This window comes from Moellerella wisconsensis (assembly GCF_022592395.1).
GTDB classification, from domain to species: domain Bacteria; phylum Pseudomonadota; class Gammaproteobacteria; order Enterobacterales; family Enterobacteriaceae; genus Moellerella; species Moellerella wisconsensis.
Genome location: NZ_CP093242.1, coordinates 101,215 through 120,724, shown reverse-complemented (window position 1 = coordinate 120,724; position 19,510 = coordinate 101,215). Strand labels below are relative to the sequence as shown.

The window sequence follows — 19,510 nt, the reverse complement described above, 5'->3', positions numbered from 1 at the left end:
ATTTGATAGATTAAAGCTATTAAACAAAGGCTATTGATCGTTATGCTCAACAAAAAAACCCACCAAAAGAGTAACCGCGTTTAACGATATATAATTAACTGCTTGATAAATATATTAAACAAATAAAAGAAACAAGCATTTAAAATAATTTAATTAAAACTTAGGATAATCTTATAAATATGAACAAACTATTTCTAAAATAAAATTAAATACATTTAATATTACACTTTATTACAATTTACGATCGACTATATTTTATAAAAAACAACCCACACCCTTATTATGAGTACTGAGATTAACAAATAAAATATATTATAAAGTTATCTTTTAAGAACATTCGCTATTGATATTAAAAATAATTCTTGGTCTGTGTTGATATAAACATAAGAAAGTCGTAATAACACAATTAAATTATTACCATTCACCTTACAATTATAGAAAACATCTAGATTAATCATAAAAATAAATTTAATTCCTATCGCTATTAATAAAAATCTTCTATTAATCTACACATCTTGAATTCAACTAATAAGTGCACTAAAAGCGATATTAAACAGTCTGAGCAATACTAATAGTTGACAAAAAATATGCTTGTTTTGACGTTCAAAAGTATGCGCAATAATTCGTTTGAATAGAGGCGACCAAATGCATCAAAGCCAGCGTTGTTACTTTTTCTTTGCAACAAAAAATCACTGCTTGTCAACTTCACACACCAGTGATTATCAAGAGATAAAGTAATTGCTTTCTTTGACGAAAATTTTTAAAGCACGAACAACCAAATCAGAAGAATGATACGGGAATAACTCTAAAACCGTGGCCAAATTTTATTGGCCACGACATAGCTCATTGGTATGAATAAGTTATACCAATTAATGATTTAGCTGCCCCTGTTTTTATTATTTCTTCGGGTTTGCGCACATAACTAAAGCCTAATGTAAGTGACATTGGATTATTTTTGCCTTCTGCGTTTCCTGCGACACCTATAGAATATTTAGTTTGATCAGGAATACCTTGGGCGGAGCCATCAGGGCCAAATGGTAATCTTGTACCATTAGCTGCGGTAATTGTGTAGCCAACTCCACTTGCCGTCGAATCATCAGTTAACGTGGATGTTGTTGTCCTATTTGTAGGATCATTTAAATCAACGATTGAATACTTTAATTGAATATTTGGGTCACATTTAAGGCCAAATGTTTGTTGTTTCGTCGCTATTAAAGTTGAAGAGCTTGCATTTTCAATGTTTGCGATTGGAACCCCCTCCATATTAATAGTTCTGATATTAGCGTCAGGAGCACAGGTTGTTACCGTTGATTCAACCGTAATTTCCTCCAATACTATTGTGTTTATTTCTCTAGCTACACCATTCGGGTCAAAACAAGTTAATGTATATAAAGATTGACGTGGTATAACGGTACCTGGTTCTATTCTATCTTTGCCTTTAACCATGGTGATGGTAGGTAACCATGTAAATCCATTAAGTCGACTTGAATTAGGTTGCCATCCTGACCATACAACTAATGACTTTGAAGGTAACGGTGTGGCATTCATGCCAGTCGCTGTTATCCCTGAAGCAGCCCCCATCTGCATCAACATAATTAATCCTTTAACACCAGTTTCGAAAAGCTCTCCTCCCCCCCCAGTAAAAATCAACTCACCTGCCGGTATAGCTATTGGTTCATATAAAACTTTTGATAAACTATAATTAAGAGAACGATTATTACATGCACGAAGTGCGCCACCACCATTTACAGCAAAAACTTTGCGATATTGGTTCATAGTACCATCTGCAGGGCCGGTAACTTTTATGACCGAACTCCCCCAACGATGTACTACTTCCGTATTGGGAATAGACCATGCCGTAGAAATATCGGAAAAAAGAGTAATCAAAAGAATACAATATTTTATAATCAACTTCATAAATAGCCTCTTCAGCAGAAATCAGGTTTGATCTTTTAGTGTTAAAGTTAGGATACGTATTAATGTGATTTCATTTACTAAAAATATATTTATCTATCAGAAGATAAATATATTTTTTTTATAATAGCATCATTACCAGCTAAAACTTTAATCCATACGTGACACTTTTCATTAGATTTACATTCTTTAACTTCTAAATTGTCATTGGTGGATAATAATTTTCTTTTATTGGATTTAAAATCTTCATTAGTTGATAGCTCAATATAAAAAACATTATCAGAGTTATTTTCTAATTGATATTTCCCATTGGAGTTCTTAGTCAGGATGATTTTATTGAAATCATCGTTATCATGTTTTTTGTGTTGATAAATAATATTAAAATGAGATCTTGTAGCTAAAGATACGATATTATTTATACTGTTCTTCTCTGACTTTGGTATTGCTGTAATAACCAACTTATATATTTCATCTTTGTTTTGTTTAAGAGAGTCACCAGGAATGATCGTGATAATATTACTTGTATTTTTAGGTAATATAAATAAAGGAGGAGATATAATAAAATCATTATTATTTACAGATGTTTTAATAAGATAATCACTCTCATCATCATTAATTACTTTAACATTTATACCTCTAGTTTCTGGAGAGAAAAAAAATCGAGTACCGATAACCGATGGACCTGCAAATGAACATACAGGTAGAAAAAACAATATAAGTAAATAAAATAAATATTTATTCATAATTAATATCAAAATAGGCAACAGCAACAACCTTACCAGAAGATGTCATTTCACTTGTTTTTATATATGCCGCTGAAAAATTAAAAATATAATTATCTATATCATGTTTTATAATAAAATCTGTATTATTTTTTGAAATATCAATAATATTTTCTTTATCATCATATAAAGCAATTGCAATTCCTGTAGCACTCGCATCTTCATCATCTGAGATTTTTAACAGATTAGACATAACAGGGTCTGATTCACCTCTAAATGTAATATGAGCAAGATTAATACTTTCAGGACAGTTATCAAGAGTAATAGAAAATGGTGCTTTACCAAAAGGAACACCTACTGGTTGCCCTCGTAGATTAGAGTTTTTCATATTCACAATAAAATCAGTAGAGCCGCTTGAAATAGAACAAGTCGTCGTCAGTACTTTTGCTGTTATATTAATCTTCGCTTGATCAGCGTACAAGTTAAATGATAATAATGAAAGTATATAGAGCAAAAAAATTTTATTCATAGTAGAAGTCCAAATAAAGTAATGATGATGCATCTCCTGGCGTAACTGTTGAATTAGTTGATTTATAGCGTAAATAAAATTTAAAACTATATATTTTATCTGTTATTATTTGATTTAAACTTTGATTTTTATTTAATGCTATAGCCTTCTTATTTGTGTCAAGTATTTGTATTGCAATACCACTTGCTAAATCTTCAGATGAAGAACCTGCTTGTCCTATAATTTTAAGTAAGCTAGGATCCGATGAATCCTCATCACCAGAAAATATATAATACATTTTATCTATATTTCCTGTGCAATTTTCCAATTCAATATTAACTTCCTGTACATTACTCACTGAGCCTAAAGAAGGAAAATTGCTCGGATTTAAATCATCAAAGACAACATTCTTAGTTAGATCCGTACTTTTGATATTGCAACTTTGATCTAAAATCGCACCATTAATTTGAACTTGAACATCTGCAGCATTTACCGATATACAAAAAAAAATAATAATTAAAAATATATAGTTATTTGTTACTTTCATCATTATTCCAAATTTTATAAACAATTAACATCTCTTTTATTAACGGTATTTAACGCTTCATTTTCATCATAGTTAATTGAGAAATTACAGGTAATTCCATCCCCCCAACTTACACTATAATTTGATTTATTTTTAACGCCCGTTAAATAAACAGAGCCATCATCATTTGCGATAGATATAGTTTTATCATCATTGTTATTAACTAATGAACCAAATTTAATAAGTTCATCTTTATGTCTCACTGTTACTAAAAAATTATATCCTTTTTTAACATCAAAAATAACTTTACTAATAGCACCTCGAGTTGGTGATATTTTTAAAACTTTATTTTCAATATCATAGTTATTTCCAAATGTTGAGGGATCAAGTTCAACATCATTATAATGATAAGGCGTCGCATAAGGTATTAATGCATATCCACTATTATTAATAATAATATCTCCTCCTGATTTATTTATTTTTGCACCGGTAGCACCTTTAGCTTCAACTAATATCGCTGTATCATAAGCCTCTCTAGCAAAAACAATACCATCTTGGTGAAATAGAATGCCACCACTTGCACCGTAGTTAATTTGTTTTGAGTTTGATGTGTAATTAGTTCCTGCATTTAAGTTTATAAAATTAGCTTTATAATTTAAATTTATATTGGTGTTATTTTCATTTTTATTGACTACTTGATAGACATTATAGTCTAATTTATTATCTAATAAATTACCTGATAGACTTGTTAAATTGTTATAACTAGAGTTATTATAGCTAGTACTATTAGATAAATACATTAAATTATTATTCATTCCATTAGATATTGGTAAGCTTAAAGATAGATATAGCGCATCATCATTAATACCTCGACTATTATTTTTATTATAACTAGCGGAAACAATAACGTTATTTAATTGTTTAATTGTTTTATTCCAACCAATTTGAATGTTTTTAGATTTTTCTTTTTGTCCCCAATAAGAATTTAGATTACCCCAAATATAAACTTGCCCATAATCATTTAAATTTTGTGAAAGATTTATCTGGAAACTATCTTTTCTACGACCTTGATACAAATAATTTGAATCATTATTTATAAGATTATTTCTATAACTAGCTTCACTTAATGAATAGTAATCTGATGTTGAATAGCGATACCCTGTTAATTGGACATTAGTTCCTATATCGCTAAATGATTTAGAATAAAGTATTCTATAAGATTCACCAGATTGTATTTTATTATTAATTTCAGCTTTAGCATGAGTAGCATCCACAGATAAAGCACCCAATAAACCTAAATCTTTACCAATACCTAAAGCGGCTGATTTATAGTCAGCTGAAAGTTGTGTACCAGTAAAAATAGTTGATTCTAATAATGGTACACCAATAGCAATTGTACTTTGAATAAAATTTTTATTTTTGGCTACATTTAGATCCAATTTACCTGCTGTTATTGAATAATTGAATTTACCTGTTCTAAGTAAATTAGGTAATGAAGCATAAGGTACAATATACTTTTTTACTATACCATCGGATGTTGTTAATTCTACTTCATAATCACCACTAGTACCTACTGAATTTAAATTATTAATATCATAAGGCCCCGGATTAATATAAGTTTGATAAATAATATTATTATTTTGTTTTATTGTAAGCTTAGATTTTGAATCAGCTATTCCTTTAATTGAAGGACTATAGCCTCTATCACTATCAGGTAACATTTCTGTTGATGTCGCTAATGTCACACCAATATAAGGGTTTGAGTCAAATAAACTGGAGCCTAAGGTGTTTTGACCTATCACTAAATTACTTTTTATTGCATTGATATTTCTTGACAAATAAATATTATTTATAGCTACATCTTTATTTGAGACGGAGCCTATTTTATTTTCATTAAAATAAATATTAGAGTTTAATCTCCAGGCATTTAAGTTAAATTTATTGTTTAAACTTAAATAATAAGATGAATAGTCGTCCGTATTTTTATTTTTAGAATATGAGCCATTAAAGTTATAATTCATCAAAAAAAAAGGAATGCCATCATCCCAGTCTTTTTCTTTAGCTAACGTTGAATTAACTGAATCTAAGTATATTTGAGGAATAGATAAATTAATAATTAACTTTGATAATTCCACGTCATAACTAAAATTCTTAATATATTTTTTTATATCTATACATTCATTAGGCTTTGAATGAGTGAAATTAAATTCTTTTTTTGCCGTTTCATTAAAAGGAATTAAATCAATGATTTCTTTTGTAAAGCAGGCTTCAACTTTTTCTTCTTCATTAGAATTTTGAAAGTTAATATTAATATTTTTAATTAAAGATTCACCAACGTAAAGAGCTAAGTAATAATTCCCTGGCGATAAAACATTTCCCGAAGTTATGTAGGCTAAGTCATCAATCGATGCAACATCTTTACCTAAAAACATAGGGTTGAAATAATCTTGCGAATATGAAATTTGTATATTTAAACATAAACTGGCTAAAAATAGACCATTTGCTATTCGCATAAAAAACTCCCAAAGATAAAACTAAAAATTACATTGAATATCTTTAATTTGTACGCCGTAATCATTTATAACACTAAATGTTATATTTTTATTATTTATATTAGAGGTCAGATAAACAAACTCTCTAGGTGCTATTGTTTCTAGTTTTGATATTTCATTTCCATTAGATTTAATTGAAACTAAATTCATATAAAAAGGTGTAGGATTGTCAATTTTTAATTGCCCTTTTTCATAGCTACATTTTATTTTTTTATATGATGTTAATGGATTCTCTTTTATTGAATCAGGCCGAATAAATAGTTTTATTTTCGTTGTTGTTGATATAAGCAGTACATTATCTATTTTTTGTTCATCTTCACTTAGTGATGGAATAACTTTTGAGTTAAAGTAATATAGTTTTTCTTTTTCTTTTGGGAGATTATCTTTATCTCCGGTATAAACAACTTTTAATATATTGTCAGTATTTGATTTTATTACAAATAATGGAGGGGTAATAATAAAATCCGATATTTTATTATTTTTTTCATCAGATATCCATGATTGGACAAGGTAATTTCCTGTCTCATCTGTGTTATATATTTTTAATGTTAGTTGATCTTTATCTGTAGGATAAATTAATCTAGTTGCACCAAGAGAAACTCCTCCTGCAAATGATTGAGCGCAGTATAAAATAGAAGCAAAAGATAATAAAAGATATCTAAACATAATGTTATCCATCCGAAAATAAATGATTGGTCATTAAGTTAGATTTAAGACCAATCATTTTACTTAATACGTTAATTATTAAATATATTAATTATAAGTTAACTGGAAGTTTGCAACAGATTGAACTTTACCTGCAGTAACTGAGGCAGCTGTTGATTTATAATCTACAGATAATGGGATAGTTGTGCTGTCAATTAAGTTAACCTCAGAACTTAATTGGCCAACATCTAATGGACTACCATTTGGTCCAAATAATTGTAAAGCAACATTTTGCGCTGAGCCCGCACCTGCAGTGTTTTCTAATAGATTAGGCTTTCCATTTACTGTTTGTCCATTGAATGTAATCTGCACTGATTTGCGAATAGATGTATCACAATCAACCAGACTAATATCAAAAGATTTTTTTGCATTTCCAAGTTGGTCTGCTGCAGTGAAACTTGCTGCACGAACGGTATCCAAGGATACAATTTTATCAGTATCAGTACCTGAAATCGCACATGCACCTGATGTCACTTCACCATTAAATGTAATTTTACCACCATTAACTGTTTGCGCAGCTAGGGGTGGAGTGACAACCTCATCTTCTGCAAATGCAGAACCACAAATAGATGAGATCGCAATGCTTAGAGCAATTAATTTTTTGTTCATATTCATTTTTTCCTATTGTTGGTTATATTTATACATTTGAAACAAAATATTTTAAATATTATATTTTATTTTTTAATGTAAATTTGTATTTGAATAAATTACATCTTTTTCTTTATTTAACCCTTCGAGAAAATCACCCCAGCTAAGTCCAAACACAGTTAAGTATTGGTTTATTTTTACTATTGTTAATTGGGTTTTTCCATTCTCATATCTAGATACCTGTTGCTGACTAACTTTCAACAATGCCGCTAATTCTTTCTCGGATATGCGATTTTTTTTTCGTAAATTCTTAAAGAAAATACCGGCTAATTCACTTAATTGATTATCTTCATAAATCATGTCCAGTAACCTTAAATAGAGAATTTTTTAATTAAATTCATTATCATTAATCGCTCGATGCAATATAAGTAAATTATTTATTATATACAACAATCGTAATTCTGATAATTACTCTTTTTAGGAGTGATTATTATGGGAGGATTATATATATCAAAGAAATCTTTTCTAATAATCAGTTATTGTCAATACAATAAATTATAAAAAGTTACATTTTGTCATGTGTTAGTTCTGATATTAAGATTATTCCTAACAGTTTGATTTTGAATTTAAATATGTTTTTTGTTATGTAACAATTCATATTGTATTTCTATACATATCTTTATTACTGCTTAATAATGTCTCCATAAACCCTGTTAATATATATTATGCCTTGTTACATATGCTATATTACGACAATCCCTATGGGATCATCTAAATATGACGACCCGGACCTATGGCTATCTAAAATTTGTACTACATTATTTTTTAAATGTTTCTTTATTGATGAACTTTTTTGATATGAATTCAACGTATATAAGCTAATTTTTGGAAAAGGGATTGAGATGCATTTGATTTTCATCAAAAACTTTACATTTTCACATGGGGTTATTATTAAAATTTATCGTTATATTTCAGTATTGCTATTTTATAGTATTTAATTAAAAGTGATTTACTTATATTTTACTTTAGATGATATATCTTATTATTTTAAAAATAATGTTAGTATAAAATACATGACTATCATTATTAATTAATTCTTCATTTTTATATTCCCTTGGGGAACTTACGAATCATTATATAACTTTAATATAAGATTTTAAGATGATTTTGAGATATATGAACAAAAAATATAACGTATTAAAATTTAAAATAATATCTTGAAATTTACCCGCTCTAAATATAAGACTCCTAGGCAACTCTTTGCCACGTATTCAGCATTCGCCACTATAAACATTGCGGATAGTATACTATTCGGCATATTTTTCCGGAGTAATATTCCAATCTGCTCAGGGGGTTACTTCACCCGTTTAAAATACCATCAATATTTACGCTATGATCAGATAAAACAAAGTATGAGTCGTTGAGGCAAAAATTAGAATAACAGATCCTATGAAACATTTTCAAAAATATAAAAAATAGTGGAACCAGAATTTTGATTAGTCTCATCACGCAATAATTGATTATATTGTCAGTTATTACATGATCACCAACTACATAACTGCAACGATAGATTATCCCGAAATGAATAAAAAAGAAAATTAAGGAAACTCTCTAAAGCGGTAGTCTATTTTAGTTACTCACAATAGTCAGAATAATAAGCATAGAGCGAGCAATATTAAGGCGTATGGAATAGAGAATAGAGTAATCATCGATCAAGGATCTGCTTGATAGTTTTAATCATTAAATAGAATACTTATCACTCACAGATATCCTTCTTTTAAAAGATTAAAAATAATTCGAAGATATTTATTAATCCTACCGTAATTCAATTAATCATCAGATTCGCCAGCCGGCGTAAAATTGAGTATCATCGATGTCTACTTCTGATACGGATAGCCTGATGTCTAAGATTATCGATACTTTTATTGCCCCACCCTGCCATGACAATATTGAAATTTTGTATCAGGATGATTATTTAGTACTCATCAATAAACCTTCGGGTCTACTCAGCCTATCTGGAAAAAATCCGCAAAATATGGATTCGGTACATTATCGACTGGTTCAACTCTTCCCCGGTTGCACTCTTGTACACCGGTTAGATTTTGGAACATCCGGATTAATGGTGATTGCTCGCAATAAAGCGATAAATGCAGCTCTCTGCCAACAATTTAGTCAGCGCACGGTCACTAAAGTATACCATGCGCTACTGTGCGGGCATCTAGAGGATGATGAAGGGATAATAAACGCACCGATTGGTAAAGACCCAGCACTATTCCCACTCATGTCAATTTGCTCAATCAACGGCAAACCAGCTCGTTCTGGCTATCAAGTCATTGAGCGCTTTTATCATGAATCGCAGAGTGGCAAATTAGTGCCATTAACACGAGTACAGCTAACCCCTGAAACCGGGCGTACACATCAGCTCCGTATCCACTGCCAACATGTAGGTCATCCTATTCTAGGATGTGATCTGTATGGAGGTCGTTTACTAGCAGGGACTGAAAAAACACCGCGCCTTATGCTGCACGCCAGTGAATTACACTTTGTACATCCCATTAATAAAGAATGGATCAACGCCCGTAATGCTAGCCCATTCTAAGGGCTAACATGGTTAAAATGCCAATTACCACATCAAATCATCTGGCACTTTAAAATCTGCGTATGGATCATCTTCATCTTGCTCTTCCTGACTCAGCGCATTATTTAATACGATGCTGTTCGCATCTCGCTGAGCTATTTTATCAGCGACACTTGCAGGAATAATCGCGTATTCATTTACATCACTGTTATCGATGACCAAACGAGCGATAGCAAGGCGACCGCTAATCAACTGAGCTTGGGTTATCTTATCCACCGTAACTTTTTTGATTAAATTATCATCCGTGAAATTAAAACCGATATCACCTTTGGCAATTTCGATTCTATTCATTTCAATCAGCTGTTTCACCTGTGCTTTAGACTCTTTCGATAAAACTGCTTGTTTTTGTTGTTCATTTAGCTGCTTATCACGTTCAAGTTGTTCTTTTTTGTTAGCTTCTACCGCTTCTCTGGCATTACGTGCTTGAACGCGAGATTTTTTAGCTGTTCTTTGAACCTTAGCCATTTTTTTGCTAGACACTAATCCAGCTTTCAACATTTGCTCTTGTAAGGTGAGTTTTGTCATCTTCGTCTTTAAACCCATTGAATAATTTTTAGGATGATACTGGTAATTTGTAAGCTTGTACCCAGTGATAGAGCCTGAACACGCTGTCGCTTGAGTTTGAAGAGATATATTAGTGGACAATCATATGCTCCGATCTCAACATTGGGATACCAAGCTCAACGATAATGTACATCGCTAGCAGTGAATCTATTTACCATGGTTTATCCCCCCTGTATTTTATCGCAGCGCAGATAATAACCACCAGAATCTAGCATAGAACCATACAAACGCGTATCCATGTTGGTAAGTTATACCAATATACAACTGATAAATAATACCCAGCGAATCTAAATTACTTCAGATTTTGCAGTTGCTTCATCATGGCATCCACATCAATCTCATCTTCGGTGAAAGTTAACGTCGTTCCTTGGAAGGTGGTGATCGCCAGTTTTTTCAGTGTACGCATTGCATCAGGTTTAGTCTCTGATTTCGGTCGAATACTGTTCATTAATAGCCCAATAGATAACACCGTATTTTCTTTATCAATGTGAGTATCAGCAGGGACTTCTTCACTGTAAACCAAAAATGATTTAATCGAAGTAATTTTAAGGCGCTCGCCCGCAATATAGATATATTTACTTTCCGGTATCACTTTTACCGCATAAGCTGATAACCCTTTAGTATTCGTCGTCGGTTCAAAAGTCACCGCAGCATCTTTCTTTATTAGATCTGGATTGGCGACCTTAATCACATGAAAATAACGGTTATCACCGTTTTCATCTTTGATAAATCCAAAACCTTTATCGTCAAACCACGTTGTGATTGTTCCATTCATCGCCATTACCGCCTATTGTTATCTACTCAGTTTTTGCAGCCCGCAGTATAAAGCACAATGCCCGTACAGACTACGCCTTTGGTTTAGGTTGGAATGATAGAAGCGACATTCGGTTCGATAATAATATTCAATGAAGTTATCGAATGAGATTTCTTAATCAACGTTTAAAACGTATTTTAGTATGAGCCATGAGCGCTAAAGAACGGCTTAGGAAAAATCGTAGGAAATAGCATTTTATGAATCAGCCATAAGAAATAATAACTTGTTGATCTTACGATAAAAATCATAAAGCAGTATATGTTAAAAAAGGCAGCTACGAGTTGCTCAATACAGGATAAGTATCTCAATTATAAATATATACTTATAAAGAACATTATCAGCCAATTATACTAATATTTCTCAATCCATAAATCACTCATCAAACGTATCGAAAACTCACGATTAAATATGAATATTCCTCTTCTGTTACATTTCTCCTTCTGCGGCATTATGAGGTATATTGGGGGCACTATCGTAAAATTAACTTTTTATAACAGGTAATATTAGCAATGGCTCTGATCCCCAAAAACTATTCTCGTCTGGAAAGCGGCTACCGTGAAAAAGCGCTAAAAATCTACCCATGGATATGCGGACGCTGTACACGGGAATTTGTTTATTCAAACCTACGTGAGTTAACCGTTCATCATATTGATCATGATCATACCAATAATCCTGAAGATGGTAGCAATTGGGAACTACTGTGTTTATTTTGCCATGATCATGAACACTCCAAATATACTGAAGCTGACCAGTACGGCACAAATGTTATCGCAGGGGAAGACGCACAAAAAGATGTTGGCGAAGCCACCTATAATCCCTTTGCCGACTTAAAATCAATGCTGAATAAAAAGAAATAATATAAGCGCTATATACTTTAATAAATTCGCTGCAATTTTTATAAACAGGTCTTTCTAAAAATAATGCAGCAAATTTATTGTATTAAAAAATCTCAGGAAGTCGTATTTAATAAGGAATAGTATTGATATTAAATAAACTTATTTAATTGGATAAATAGTAATACCTCGATTAATGCCTGCTAGATTAATTTTAGAGTGGTAATAGACAAATTACCCAATAAAAGTATTTTGATACTGAGTTTAACAACCAGAATCCCTTTTCGCCCTCTTACGCAGAATGGTGTATACTTGCCGACAAGCAATTTATTCACGGTTAATTAATAATGAAAGAAATCGAAAAAGCACAAATTAAACTTCTTAACGACCGTTTAGACCTTACTCGTCACAAGATGGCGAGTATGCAACTGACGAACGAAACGGAAAAGTACGCAGAGCTTGAGAAAGAAAAAGCGACGCTGGAAATTGAAATCGCTCGTTTGAAAGCAGTACGTCATCAGAAACTAAGCAAAGAAGCGCAAAAGTTAGTCGATATGCCATTCAAACGCCCCATCACTAAGAAAGAACAAGCTGATATTGGCAAGCTGAAGAAAGCCGTGCGAAGTCTGATAATTGTCCATCCACTAACGGCATTAGGCCGCGAAATGGGACTGGATGATATGACCGGTTTTTCTAAGACTGATTTTTAGTTAAAAAATCAACTCAACTTGTAACGACCCGCTAATGCTGGAAAGTTCTTAATATACTATTTGTTATTATGAACCGTTAGTAAGCAATTAGCGGCCAATAATTACTACGTCCGCTTCTAGCTGTGAGTTCAATTAATCAATGCAACGCTATCCTTAAATAAGGAGGGCATTGTTATGAAACCAAGAAAACGTATTTACTATACACCTGAACAGAAAGCGATCATTTGGGACAGATATAAGCAAGGTGATTCTTTACATGAGATCGCCAGAATGTTTGATAGATACCATTCTTCTATTATGCCCACTATTTATCAAACAGGTGGATTCCGTCCTCCCGTCCGTAAACGCCACAGATTATCGCTTTCGCTTGATGAAAGAGAAGAAATATCGAGAGGATTAGCAGAAAAGTGCAGTATCAGGGAGATAGCTAAAAAGATATCAAGAGCCCCTTCAACTGTCAGTCGTGAGATCCGCAGGCATGGCGGATTAACCAACTACCGTGCAGTAAAAGCGGATAAAACAGCATGGGATAATGCCTTGAGACCCAAAGCTTGTAAATTAAGTAAAAACGCCACATTGTGTAAAATAATCGCAGAAAAAATGCATCAAGGCAGGTCGCCTGAGCAAATCGCTGGCTGGCTGAAACGCAATTACCCAGATGCTCAGGAGATGCATGTATCTCACGAAACGATTTATAAAACACTTTTTATACAAACTCGGGGAGCGTTAAAAAAAGAGCTACAGCAATATCTTAGAAGCAGAAGAACTGTACGAAAATCTAGAACCACATCACTTAAAGGAAAAGGATTAGGCTCAATTCCGAATGCAGTTCCCATAAGCGAAAGACCGCCAACTGTTGCGGACAGAGCTGTCCCCGGTCACTGGGAAGGGGATCTAATACAAGGCTCTAAAAATTCTTATATTGTCACTTTAGTAGAACGCCATTCACGTTATGTTATGCTAGCTAAAATCAGTGATAATAAAACAATAACTGTAATATCAGCCCTCATTAAACAGGCCCAAAAATTACCCGCAGAACTGTATAAAACATTAACTTGGGACAGAGGAGTTGAAATGACTAATCATACGGTATTTACTGTTGCTACCGACATTCAGGTCTATTTCTGCGATCCTCAATCTCCTTGGCAACGTGGCTCAAATGAAAATACGAACAGATTACTTAGGCAATATTTCCCAAAAGGTACTGATTTATCCGTTCATAGCCAGCAAAGATTAAATAGTGTCGCCAGACAACTCAACGAAAGACCGAGAAAAACGCTAGACTATGAATCACCTGCAAAACGATTTAACCAGTGTGTTGCATCCATCGGTTGAACTCACAGCCACAAAGCGGGCTTTGACAATTTAGCCAAAATTAAAAATAGTGATTCTACTATTTATTTACTTTCCTGTTTTCAGTAACTCTTTCAGCGCTGCATATATTCACTCTTATCCTTTTCGCTGCTTTTAACTAACGGTATTTTTTACTCTAGATATCAAATGCTTATTTAATTTTTTCAGCAGCGGCTTTCGCCCTTATTCCATCAATATCATGCAATACACGATCCTTAAAACTCAAAAATCGATTCAACTTAATATGTCAATCTTGTAAAAATATCCGCTTACAGCAAAATATTTAATCTTCAGAAAACAGATTATTTTCATATTATGTTATTAAGCAAAAAACCTGCTGTTATTGATTCTTATTATAAGCAGGATCTATTATTTATGAATTTTTCTCATAAACCTTAGAAAATTATAGCCTCTAATCTAATCAATAAATCTACGCTATGCTCTATTCCAACAAGGATAAAAGGGCTCATTATGCAAACTATCAAATTAAACAATGGGATTGAAATGCCGTTGTTAGGCTTCGGTGTTTTTCAGATGACACAGCCTGACGAATGTGAACATGCTGTTATTGACGCACTAGAAATAGGCTATCGCTTAATTGATACCGCCGCATCCTATCAAAATGAAACTCAAGTCGGAAATGCGCTTAAACAAAGTGGAATAGCCCGAAAAAATTTATTTATTTCCACCAAATTATGGCTACAAGATGCCAGCTATGAAGGCGCGAAAGCACAATTTGAACGTTCATTAAATCGCCTACAACTAGATTATATTGATCTTTACCTTATCCATCAGCCTTATGGTGATGTCCACGGTGCATGGCGCGCAATGGAGGAACTGTATCAAGCTGGAAAAATTCAGGCGATTGGTATCAGCAATTTTCATCCAGACAGAGTCGCTGACCTTATTGCGTTTAATAAAGTCATTCCGGCGGTTAACCAAATCGAAGTTAACCCGTTCAATCAGCAATTACATGCCGTGCCATGGATGCAGAGTAAAAGTATTCAGCCAGAAGCTTGGGCGCCTTTTGCTGAAGGTAAAAATGGATTATTCCAGCATCCACAATTAACGGTTATCGGTAAAAAATACAGTAAGAGTGTTGGGCAAGTTGTTCTGCGTTGGCTACTCCAACGTGGGATTGTATCACTGGCTAAATCGGTTCGTAGAACCAGAATGGCAGAAAATATAAACATCCTCGATTTCACCCTGACTAATGATGAAATGACAAAAATCACGGCAATCGATACTGCAACAAGTGCATTTTTCTCACACCGCGACCCAGCAATGGTCGAATGGCTCGCTGGCCGCAAGCTAGATGTTTAGCCGCATCAATAATCTAATTAACTATCAGGACATAAATAATGAAAAAACGTTTTCTCGGTAATTCAAATCTTGAGGTTTCTGCGCTTGGCTTAGGCTGTATGGGATTAAGTCATGGTTATGGTCCAGCTACAGATAAGCATCAAGCCATTGAATTACTTCGTGCCGCAGTAGAACGTGGGGTCACTTTTTTTGATACCGCGGAAGTTTATGGACCATTCTTAAATGAGGAAGTGGTAGGTGAAGCACTAAAACCCTTTCGAGATAGAGTGGTTATTGCGACAAAATTTGGTTTTAATTGCAGTAATGAAAACAAACAACAGCTTTTAAATAGCCGTCCAGAGCATATTCGTGAAGCTGTCGAAGGTTCATTGCGTCGGCTTAAAACAGACGTTATCGACCTACTGTATCAACACCGCGTTGACCCTGATGTACCGATTGAAGATGTTGCCGGTACAATAAAAGATTTAATTTCAGAAGGTAAGGTAAAACACTTTGGCCTCTCTGAAGCCAGTGCTCAAACTATTCGCAGAGCGAATGCTATTCAGCCTGTCACCGCATTGCAAAGCGAATATTCTCTTTGGTGGCGTGAGCCTGAAGACGAAATATTACCTGTGCTCGAAGAGTTAGGTATTGGATTTGTTCCCTTCAGCCCATTAGGTAAAGGATTCTTAACGGGTGCAATTAATGCCAATACCACATTCAACGACGATGATTTTCGTAGCAAAGTCCCTCGTTTCAACGCTGAGGCTTTAGAAGCAAATGAACAGCTAGTCACTTTGTTGGCAGATCTAGCTAGCCAAAAAGGCGTGACTTCAGCACAAATCGCTCTGGCTTGGTTATTGGCGCAAAAACCGTGGATTGTCCCTATTCCGGGCACCACTAAACTGCACCGTTTAGAAGAAAATTTAAATGCCGTCGATGTCACACTCACTGATAACGATTTGCAAAAAATTGCTCATGCGCTGGAAACAGTGAAGATTGTCGGGGAACGTTATCCCGCGGCGTTACAAGCGCTGATTAATCGCTAAATATCGCTTAGGTTGGTAGTCATCAATGCATTTACCTCACGCTACCCACCTTTATTTCTCACTTTCACGGTAGCGCAGTGCATCAATTAATAATGCAAACGCTGGAGGATGCTGTTTTCGACTCGGGTAATAAAGGTAATAGCCTGAAAATATAGGGCACCAATCACTTAACGTTTGGATCAATTCTCCTGATTTTACCGCCTCTTGGATGGTATCTTCAGGAACACAAGCAATGCCAAACCCAGACAGAGCCGCATCTATTCGCTCCGATAATAAATTAAAGGTTAACTGCCCTTCCACTCTCACACGTAACGATTTACCCTCTTTTTCAAACTCCCAATGATACAATCCTCCCGCAGTTGGAAGGCGCATATTGATGCAGCGATGATGTTGTAAATCATGAGGCGTTTGCGGTATCCCCTGAGATTCAAAATAACTCGGCGAACCAACAATCGCTAATCGCATATCAGGGCCAATTCTTACTGCAACCATATCTTTATCAACACTTTCGCCCAATCGTACACCGGCATCAAAACCCCCATCAACAATATCAACAATATCAACCACCAGCTCGACATTAATATCCGGATATGCACGAAGAAAAGGTTTAAGTTTAGGCCAAAGAAGACTGCGGGCAGCATGCTCTCCCGTTGAAAGACGAATATTGCCAGATGCTGCGCCATTAAGCTGAATAATCGACTTTAATTCATGATCAAGCTCAGCTAAACGAGGTTCAAGACAGGCAATAATCTTTTCACCTATTTCAGTTGCAGCAACACTGCGTGTGGTTCGCGTTAAGAGTCGCGTATTTAAACGTTCTTCCAACGCTTTGACCGCATGGCTCAGCGCAGATTGAGAAACACCCAGTTTAGCCGCAGCTTTAGTAAAACTTTTTGCCCTAGCAACCGCCAAAAAAATGTGTAGCTCATTAAAATTATCCTTAAGCATCCTTTATTTTCCATAAGTAATACACATCACAAACTAACTTAATAAGATTTATTCATAAATGCAATCGTTCATCGTTAAGCTAAATTAAGTGTAAAAGTGCAAGTTTAATACTAAGGTATAACCCTTCCATCAAAAAATTATCATGACTTCTCTTTAAGTTTGGTATGAATTGCTCACTTAAATTACGATTTATTATTTCTGGCTTGAAATGAAAGCCAGGGCAGCAAGCCTCGTAAAATAAAAATGACCGAATTAATAATTCTTGAGTGAAATCGAGAAAAAGAATATATTGAAATACGGATCCTAAGCGTTAGCTTAATAATCTTTGCTTCGCTTTAACTATATATTTCACGTATTAAGGGAAGGAGCCCTAACGCAGTGAGCTGTATTTCGATTTCATTAGCTTTTTTAATATCGTCTTTATCTGAACCATTAAACACATGGTCAGTACTAATAATTAATGTACCGCTATTTTTCTTATTTTCAATATCAATAAGCTCTGCTGCCATTGGTACTTGTTGTTGGGTTATTTTTTTATTGAGATAAAGCATCCAACCAACGGGTAATCTGTCAGGGAAAACTTGTTTTTGATTATATGCATAATTATTTGTATCTAATTTGAAACATATAACATTAAAAATAGATAAAATCCTATGTAGTGATTTTAATGTATTTGAAATACTTAAGCTGTTAACCTCTCTAATATTAAATCTTAATATGTATTGGTTACTAATTGCAGCATGTTGTATTGTTAAAGAGTTACCTTCTGCCCATATAGACTCGATAATTTCTATATTCTCTTTATTTTTTAAAATAAAAGATGGTTTACTATTCTCAAATGCTGTTTTTTTCATTGAATCTTCTAAGCTATCCCCAGAAAAAAACCATTTACTATTATTAAGTAACGTAACATTTTCTACAAAACCTATCATGGTATGAAAAATGTCGGTGAGCTTCTCACTTGTTAGTTCATCACCCAGTTTAATATCAACATCTAATTTTAATTTCATTTCAAGATAACCTTTTATGGCGTTAAATGGGTTCGTACTTGAGGATAAGAATCAAAAATTCTTGAGCAAAATTTATACATATTTTCTTGTGAGAAATGCCAGTCAATATATGATTGCCCTTTGAATGGATATTGACAGAGCCAATTCTGGTCGAAAGCTTGCTTAGCAACATTTCCACCCTTTTCCCAAAAAGCTTTAACTTCACCATCTTTATCAAAGAAATTATTATAATTATCTTTAGTTTCAATAAAGTTACATTCACTGGGCTCCCAGCCATCAAAAATAACATTATTTTTTGTTCTCGTGGGTACTGGAATAGTGCATTTCCATTCTTCAATATATTTAATCTGACCTGCTGGGGTATCAACGGTTCTTATTTGTGTGTTACATATTCTAGCCTGATACTCATAAGCACTTGGTGAGCGTGTATTCGTTATATTACTTTCATGAGGAATAATGTACGGAATAGCAGGGCAATCCTTACACCCTTTACTCGCTTCAATTGCGGCTACACCTGCTGATGAACCTGCCACAGCGCCTGCTGCTGCTCCTTGGCTGCCTCTACGCTTATCATCAGAATCTTCGTCATCAATTCCACCAATGGCAATACTTTCATACTCACGAATTCTATCACCGTAACTTGTCTCTCCCCATTCATCATCGCCACTGCCTGACGATGAGGGAAAACCGATTTTTGAGGCTTCTTGTGTCACTGCGGCTAGACCGCCCAGAGTCATTAATCCTGCACCTGCAACTATTAATGGAATTGGCATG

At 33.9% G+C, this 19,510-nt stretch carries 19 protein-coding genes; 6 read left to right on the top strand and 13 right to left on the bottom strand.

Translation table 11 applies throughout. From position 1 onward, the window contains the following. Positions 1 to 843 precede the first annotated feature (843 nt). From MNY66_RS00520 to MNY66_RS00485, 8 genes are all read right to left on the bottom strand, one after another. Positions 844 to 1,917 (bottom strand): type 1 fimbrial protein, encoded by a 1,074-nt coding sequence (locus MNY66_RS00520; RefSeq protein ID WP_241501226.1) that lies wholly within the window; start codon positions 1,915 to 1,917, stop codon positions 844 to 846. 89 nt (positions 1,918 to 2,006) lie between these two features. Then, positions 2,007 to 2,657, bottom strand: a complete 651-nt coding sequence (locus tag MNY66_RS00515; protein WP_047256540.1) for a fimbrial biogenesis chaperone — start codon at positions 2,655 to 2,657, stop codon at positions 2,007 to 2,009. Next, positions 2,650 to 3,165 carry a fimbrial protein gene (locus MNY66_RS00510; RefSeq protein ID WP_047256541.1) on the bottom strand — a complete coding sequence of 172 codons (516 nt, stop codon included), beginning with the start codon at positions 3,163 to 3,165 and terminating at the stop codon, positions 2,650 to 2,652. The genes MNY66_RS00515 and MNY66_RS00510 overlap by 8 nt, the downstream gene beginning before the upstream one ends. Then, complete coding sequence (locus MNY66_RS00505; protein WP_047256542.1) at positions 3,158 to 3,691, bottom strand: fimbrial protein; 534 nt, start codon at positions 3,689 to 3,691, stop codon at positions 3,158 to 3,160. Before MNY66_RS00505 ends, MNY66_RS00510 begins: the two co-directional genes overlap by 8 nt. A 14-nt stretch (positions 3,692 to 3,705) precedes the next feature. Further along, positions 3,706 to 6,183: a fimbria/pilus outer membrane usher protein gene (locus MNY66_RS00500; RefSeq protein ID WP_241501225.1), complete on the bottom strand. Its 2,478-nt coding sequence runs from the start codon at positions 6,181 to 6,183 to the stop codon at positions 3,706 to 3,708. A gap of 21 nt (positions 6,184 to 6,204) precedes the next feature. After that, complete coding sequence (locus MNY66_RS00495; protein ID WP_241501224.1) at positions 6,205 to 6,888, bottom strand: fimbrial biogenesis chaperone; 684 nt, start codon at positions 6,886 to 6,888, stop codon at positions 6,205 to 6,207. A gap of 87 nt (positions 6,889 to 6,975) precedes the next feature. After that, positions 6,976 to 7,542, bottom strand: a complete 567-nt coding sequence (locus MNY66_RS00490) for a fimbrial protein (protein WP_052956435.1) — start codon at positions 7,540 to 7,542, stop codon at positions 6,976 to 6,978. Between the two features lie 66 nt (positions 7,543 to 7,608). Further along, positions 7,609 to 7,875, bottom strand: a complete 267-nt coding sequence (locus MNY66_RS00485; protein ID WP_047257422.1) for a helix-turn-helix domain-containing protein — start codon at positions 7,873 to 7,875, stop codon at positions 7,609 to 7,611. A 1,540-nt stretch (positions 7,876 to 9,415) separates the two neighbouring features. On the opposite strand from MNY66_RS00485, the gene MNY66_RS00480 reads away from it, so the two are divergent. Beyond that, on the top strand, positions 9,416 to 10,114 hold the full coding sequence (locus tag MNY66_RS00480; protein WP_047257421.1) for an RluA family pseudouridine synthase: 699 nt from the start codon (positions 9,416 to 9,418) through the stop codon (positions 10,112 to 10,114). 24 nt (positions 10,115 to 10,138) lie between these two features. Here the strand turns inward: MNY66_RS00480 and MNY66_RS00475 are convergent, their stop codons facing one another. After that, positions 10,139 to 10,678: a DUF2058 domain-containing protein gene (locus MNY66_RS00475; RefSeq protein ID WP_047257420.1), complete on the bottom strand. Its 540-nt coding sequence runs from the start codon at positions 10,676 to 10,678 to the stop codon at positions 10,139 to 10,141. Positions 10,679 to 11,009: 331 nt separating this feature from the next. Then, positions 11,010 to 11,498 carry a cold-shock protein gene (locus MNY66_RS00470; RefSeq protein ID WP_047257419.1) on the bottom strand — a complete coding sequence of 163 codons (489 nt, stop codon included), beginning with the start codon at positions 11,496 to 11,498 and terminating at the stop codon, positions 11,010 to 11,012. 542 nt (positions 11,499 to 12,040) lie between these two features. On the opposite strand from MNY66_RS00470, the gene yajD reads away from it, so the two are divergent. The 5 genes from yajD to MNY66_RS00445 all read left to right on the top strand — a co-directional run bounded on the left by yajD (position 12,041) and on the right by MNY66_RS00445 (position 16,778). Further along, positions 12,041 to 12,388, top strand: a complete 348-nt coding sequence (gene yajD / locus MNY66_RS00465; RefSeq protein WP_053907327.1) for an HNH nuclease YajD — start codon at positions 12,041 to 12,043, stop codon at positions 12,386 to 12,388. 323 nt (positions 12,389 to 12,711) lie between these two features. Beyond that, complete coding sequence (locus tag MNY66_RS00460; RefSeq protein WP_241501223.1) at positions 12,712 to 13,074, top strand: YibL family ribosome-associated protein; 363 nt, start codon at positions 12,712 to 12,714, stop codon at positions 13,072 to 13,074. A 174-nt stretch (positions 13,075 to 13,248) separates the two neighbouring features. After that, positions 13,249 to 14,409, top strand: a complete 1,161-nt coding sequence (locus MNY66_RS00455; RefSeq protein ID WP_241501222.1) for an IS30 family transposase — start codon at positions 13,249 to 13,251, stop codon at positions 14,407 to 14,409. Positions 14,410 to 14,898: 489 nt separating this feature from the next. Further along, complete coding sequence (locus MNY66_RS00450; protein WP_241501221.1) at positions 14,899 to 15,750, top strand: aldo/keto reductase; 852 nt, start codon at positions 14,899 to 14,901, stop codon at positions 15,748 to 15,750. Between the two features lie 38 nt (positions 15,751 to 15,788). Beyond that, complete coding sequence (locus MNY66_RS00445; protein ID WP_241501220.1) at positions 15,789 to 16,778, top strand: aldo/keto reductase; 990 nt, start codon at positions 15,789 to 15,791, stop codon at positions 16,776 to 16,778. 51 nt (positions 16,779 to 16,829) lie between these two features. Here MNY66_RS00445 and MNY66_RS00440 read toward each other — a convergent pair whose 3' ends face one another. The 3 genes from MNY66_RS00440 to MNY66_RS00430 form a co-directional block, all read right to left on the bottom strand. After that, positions 16,830 to 17,726 (bottom strand): LysR family transcriptional regulator, encoded by an 897-nt coding sequence (locus MNY66_RS00440; RefSeq protein ID WP_241501219.1) that lies wholly within the window; start codon positions 17,724 to 17,726, stop codon positions 16,830 to 16,832. Between the two features lie 335 nt (positions 17,727 to 18,061). Beyond that, a complete protein-coding gene (locus MNY66_RS00435) occupies positions 18,062 to 18,736 on the bottom strand; it encodes an Imm52 family immunity protein (protein ID WP_241501218.1) in 675 nt (224 codons plus the stop codon). A gap of 14 nt (positions 18,737 to 18,750) precedes the next feature. Continuing rightward, a complete protein-coding gene (locus MNY66_RS00430; protein ID WP_241501217.1) occupies positions 18,751 to 19,509 on the bottom strand; it encodes a Tox-REase-5 domain-containing protein in 759 nt (252 codons plus the stop codon). Position 19,510 lies beyond the last annotated feature (1 nt).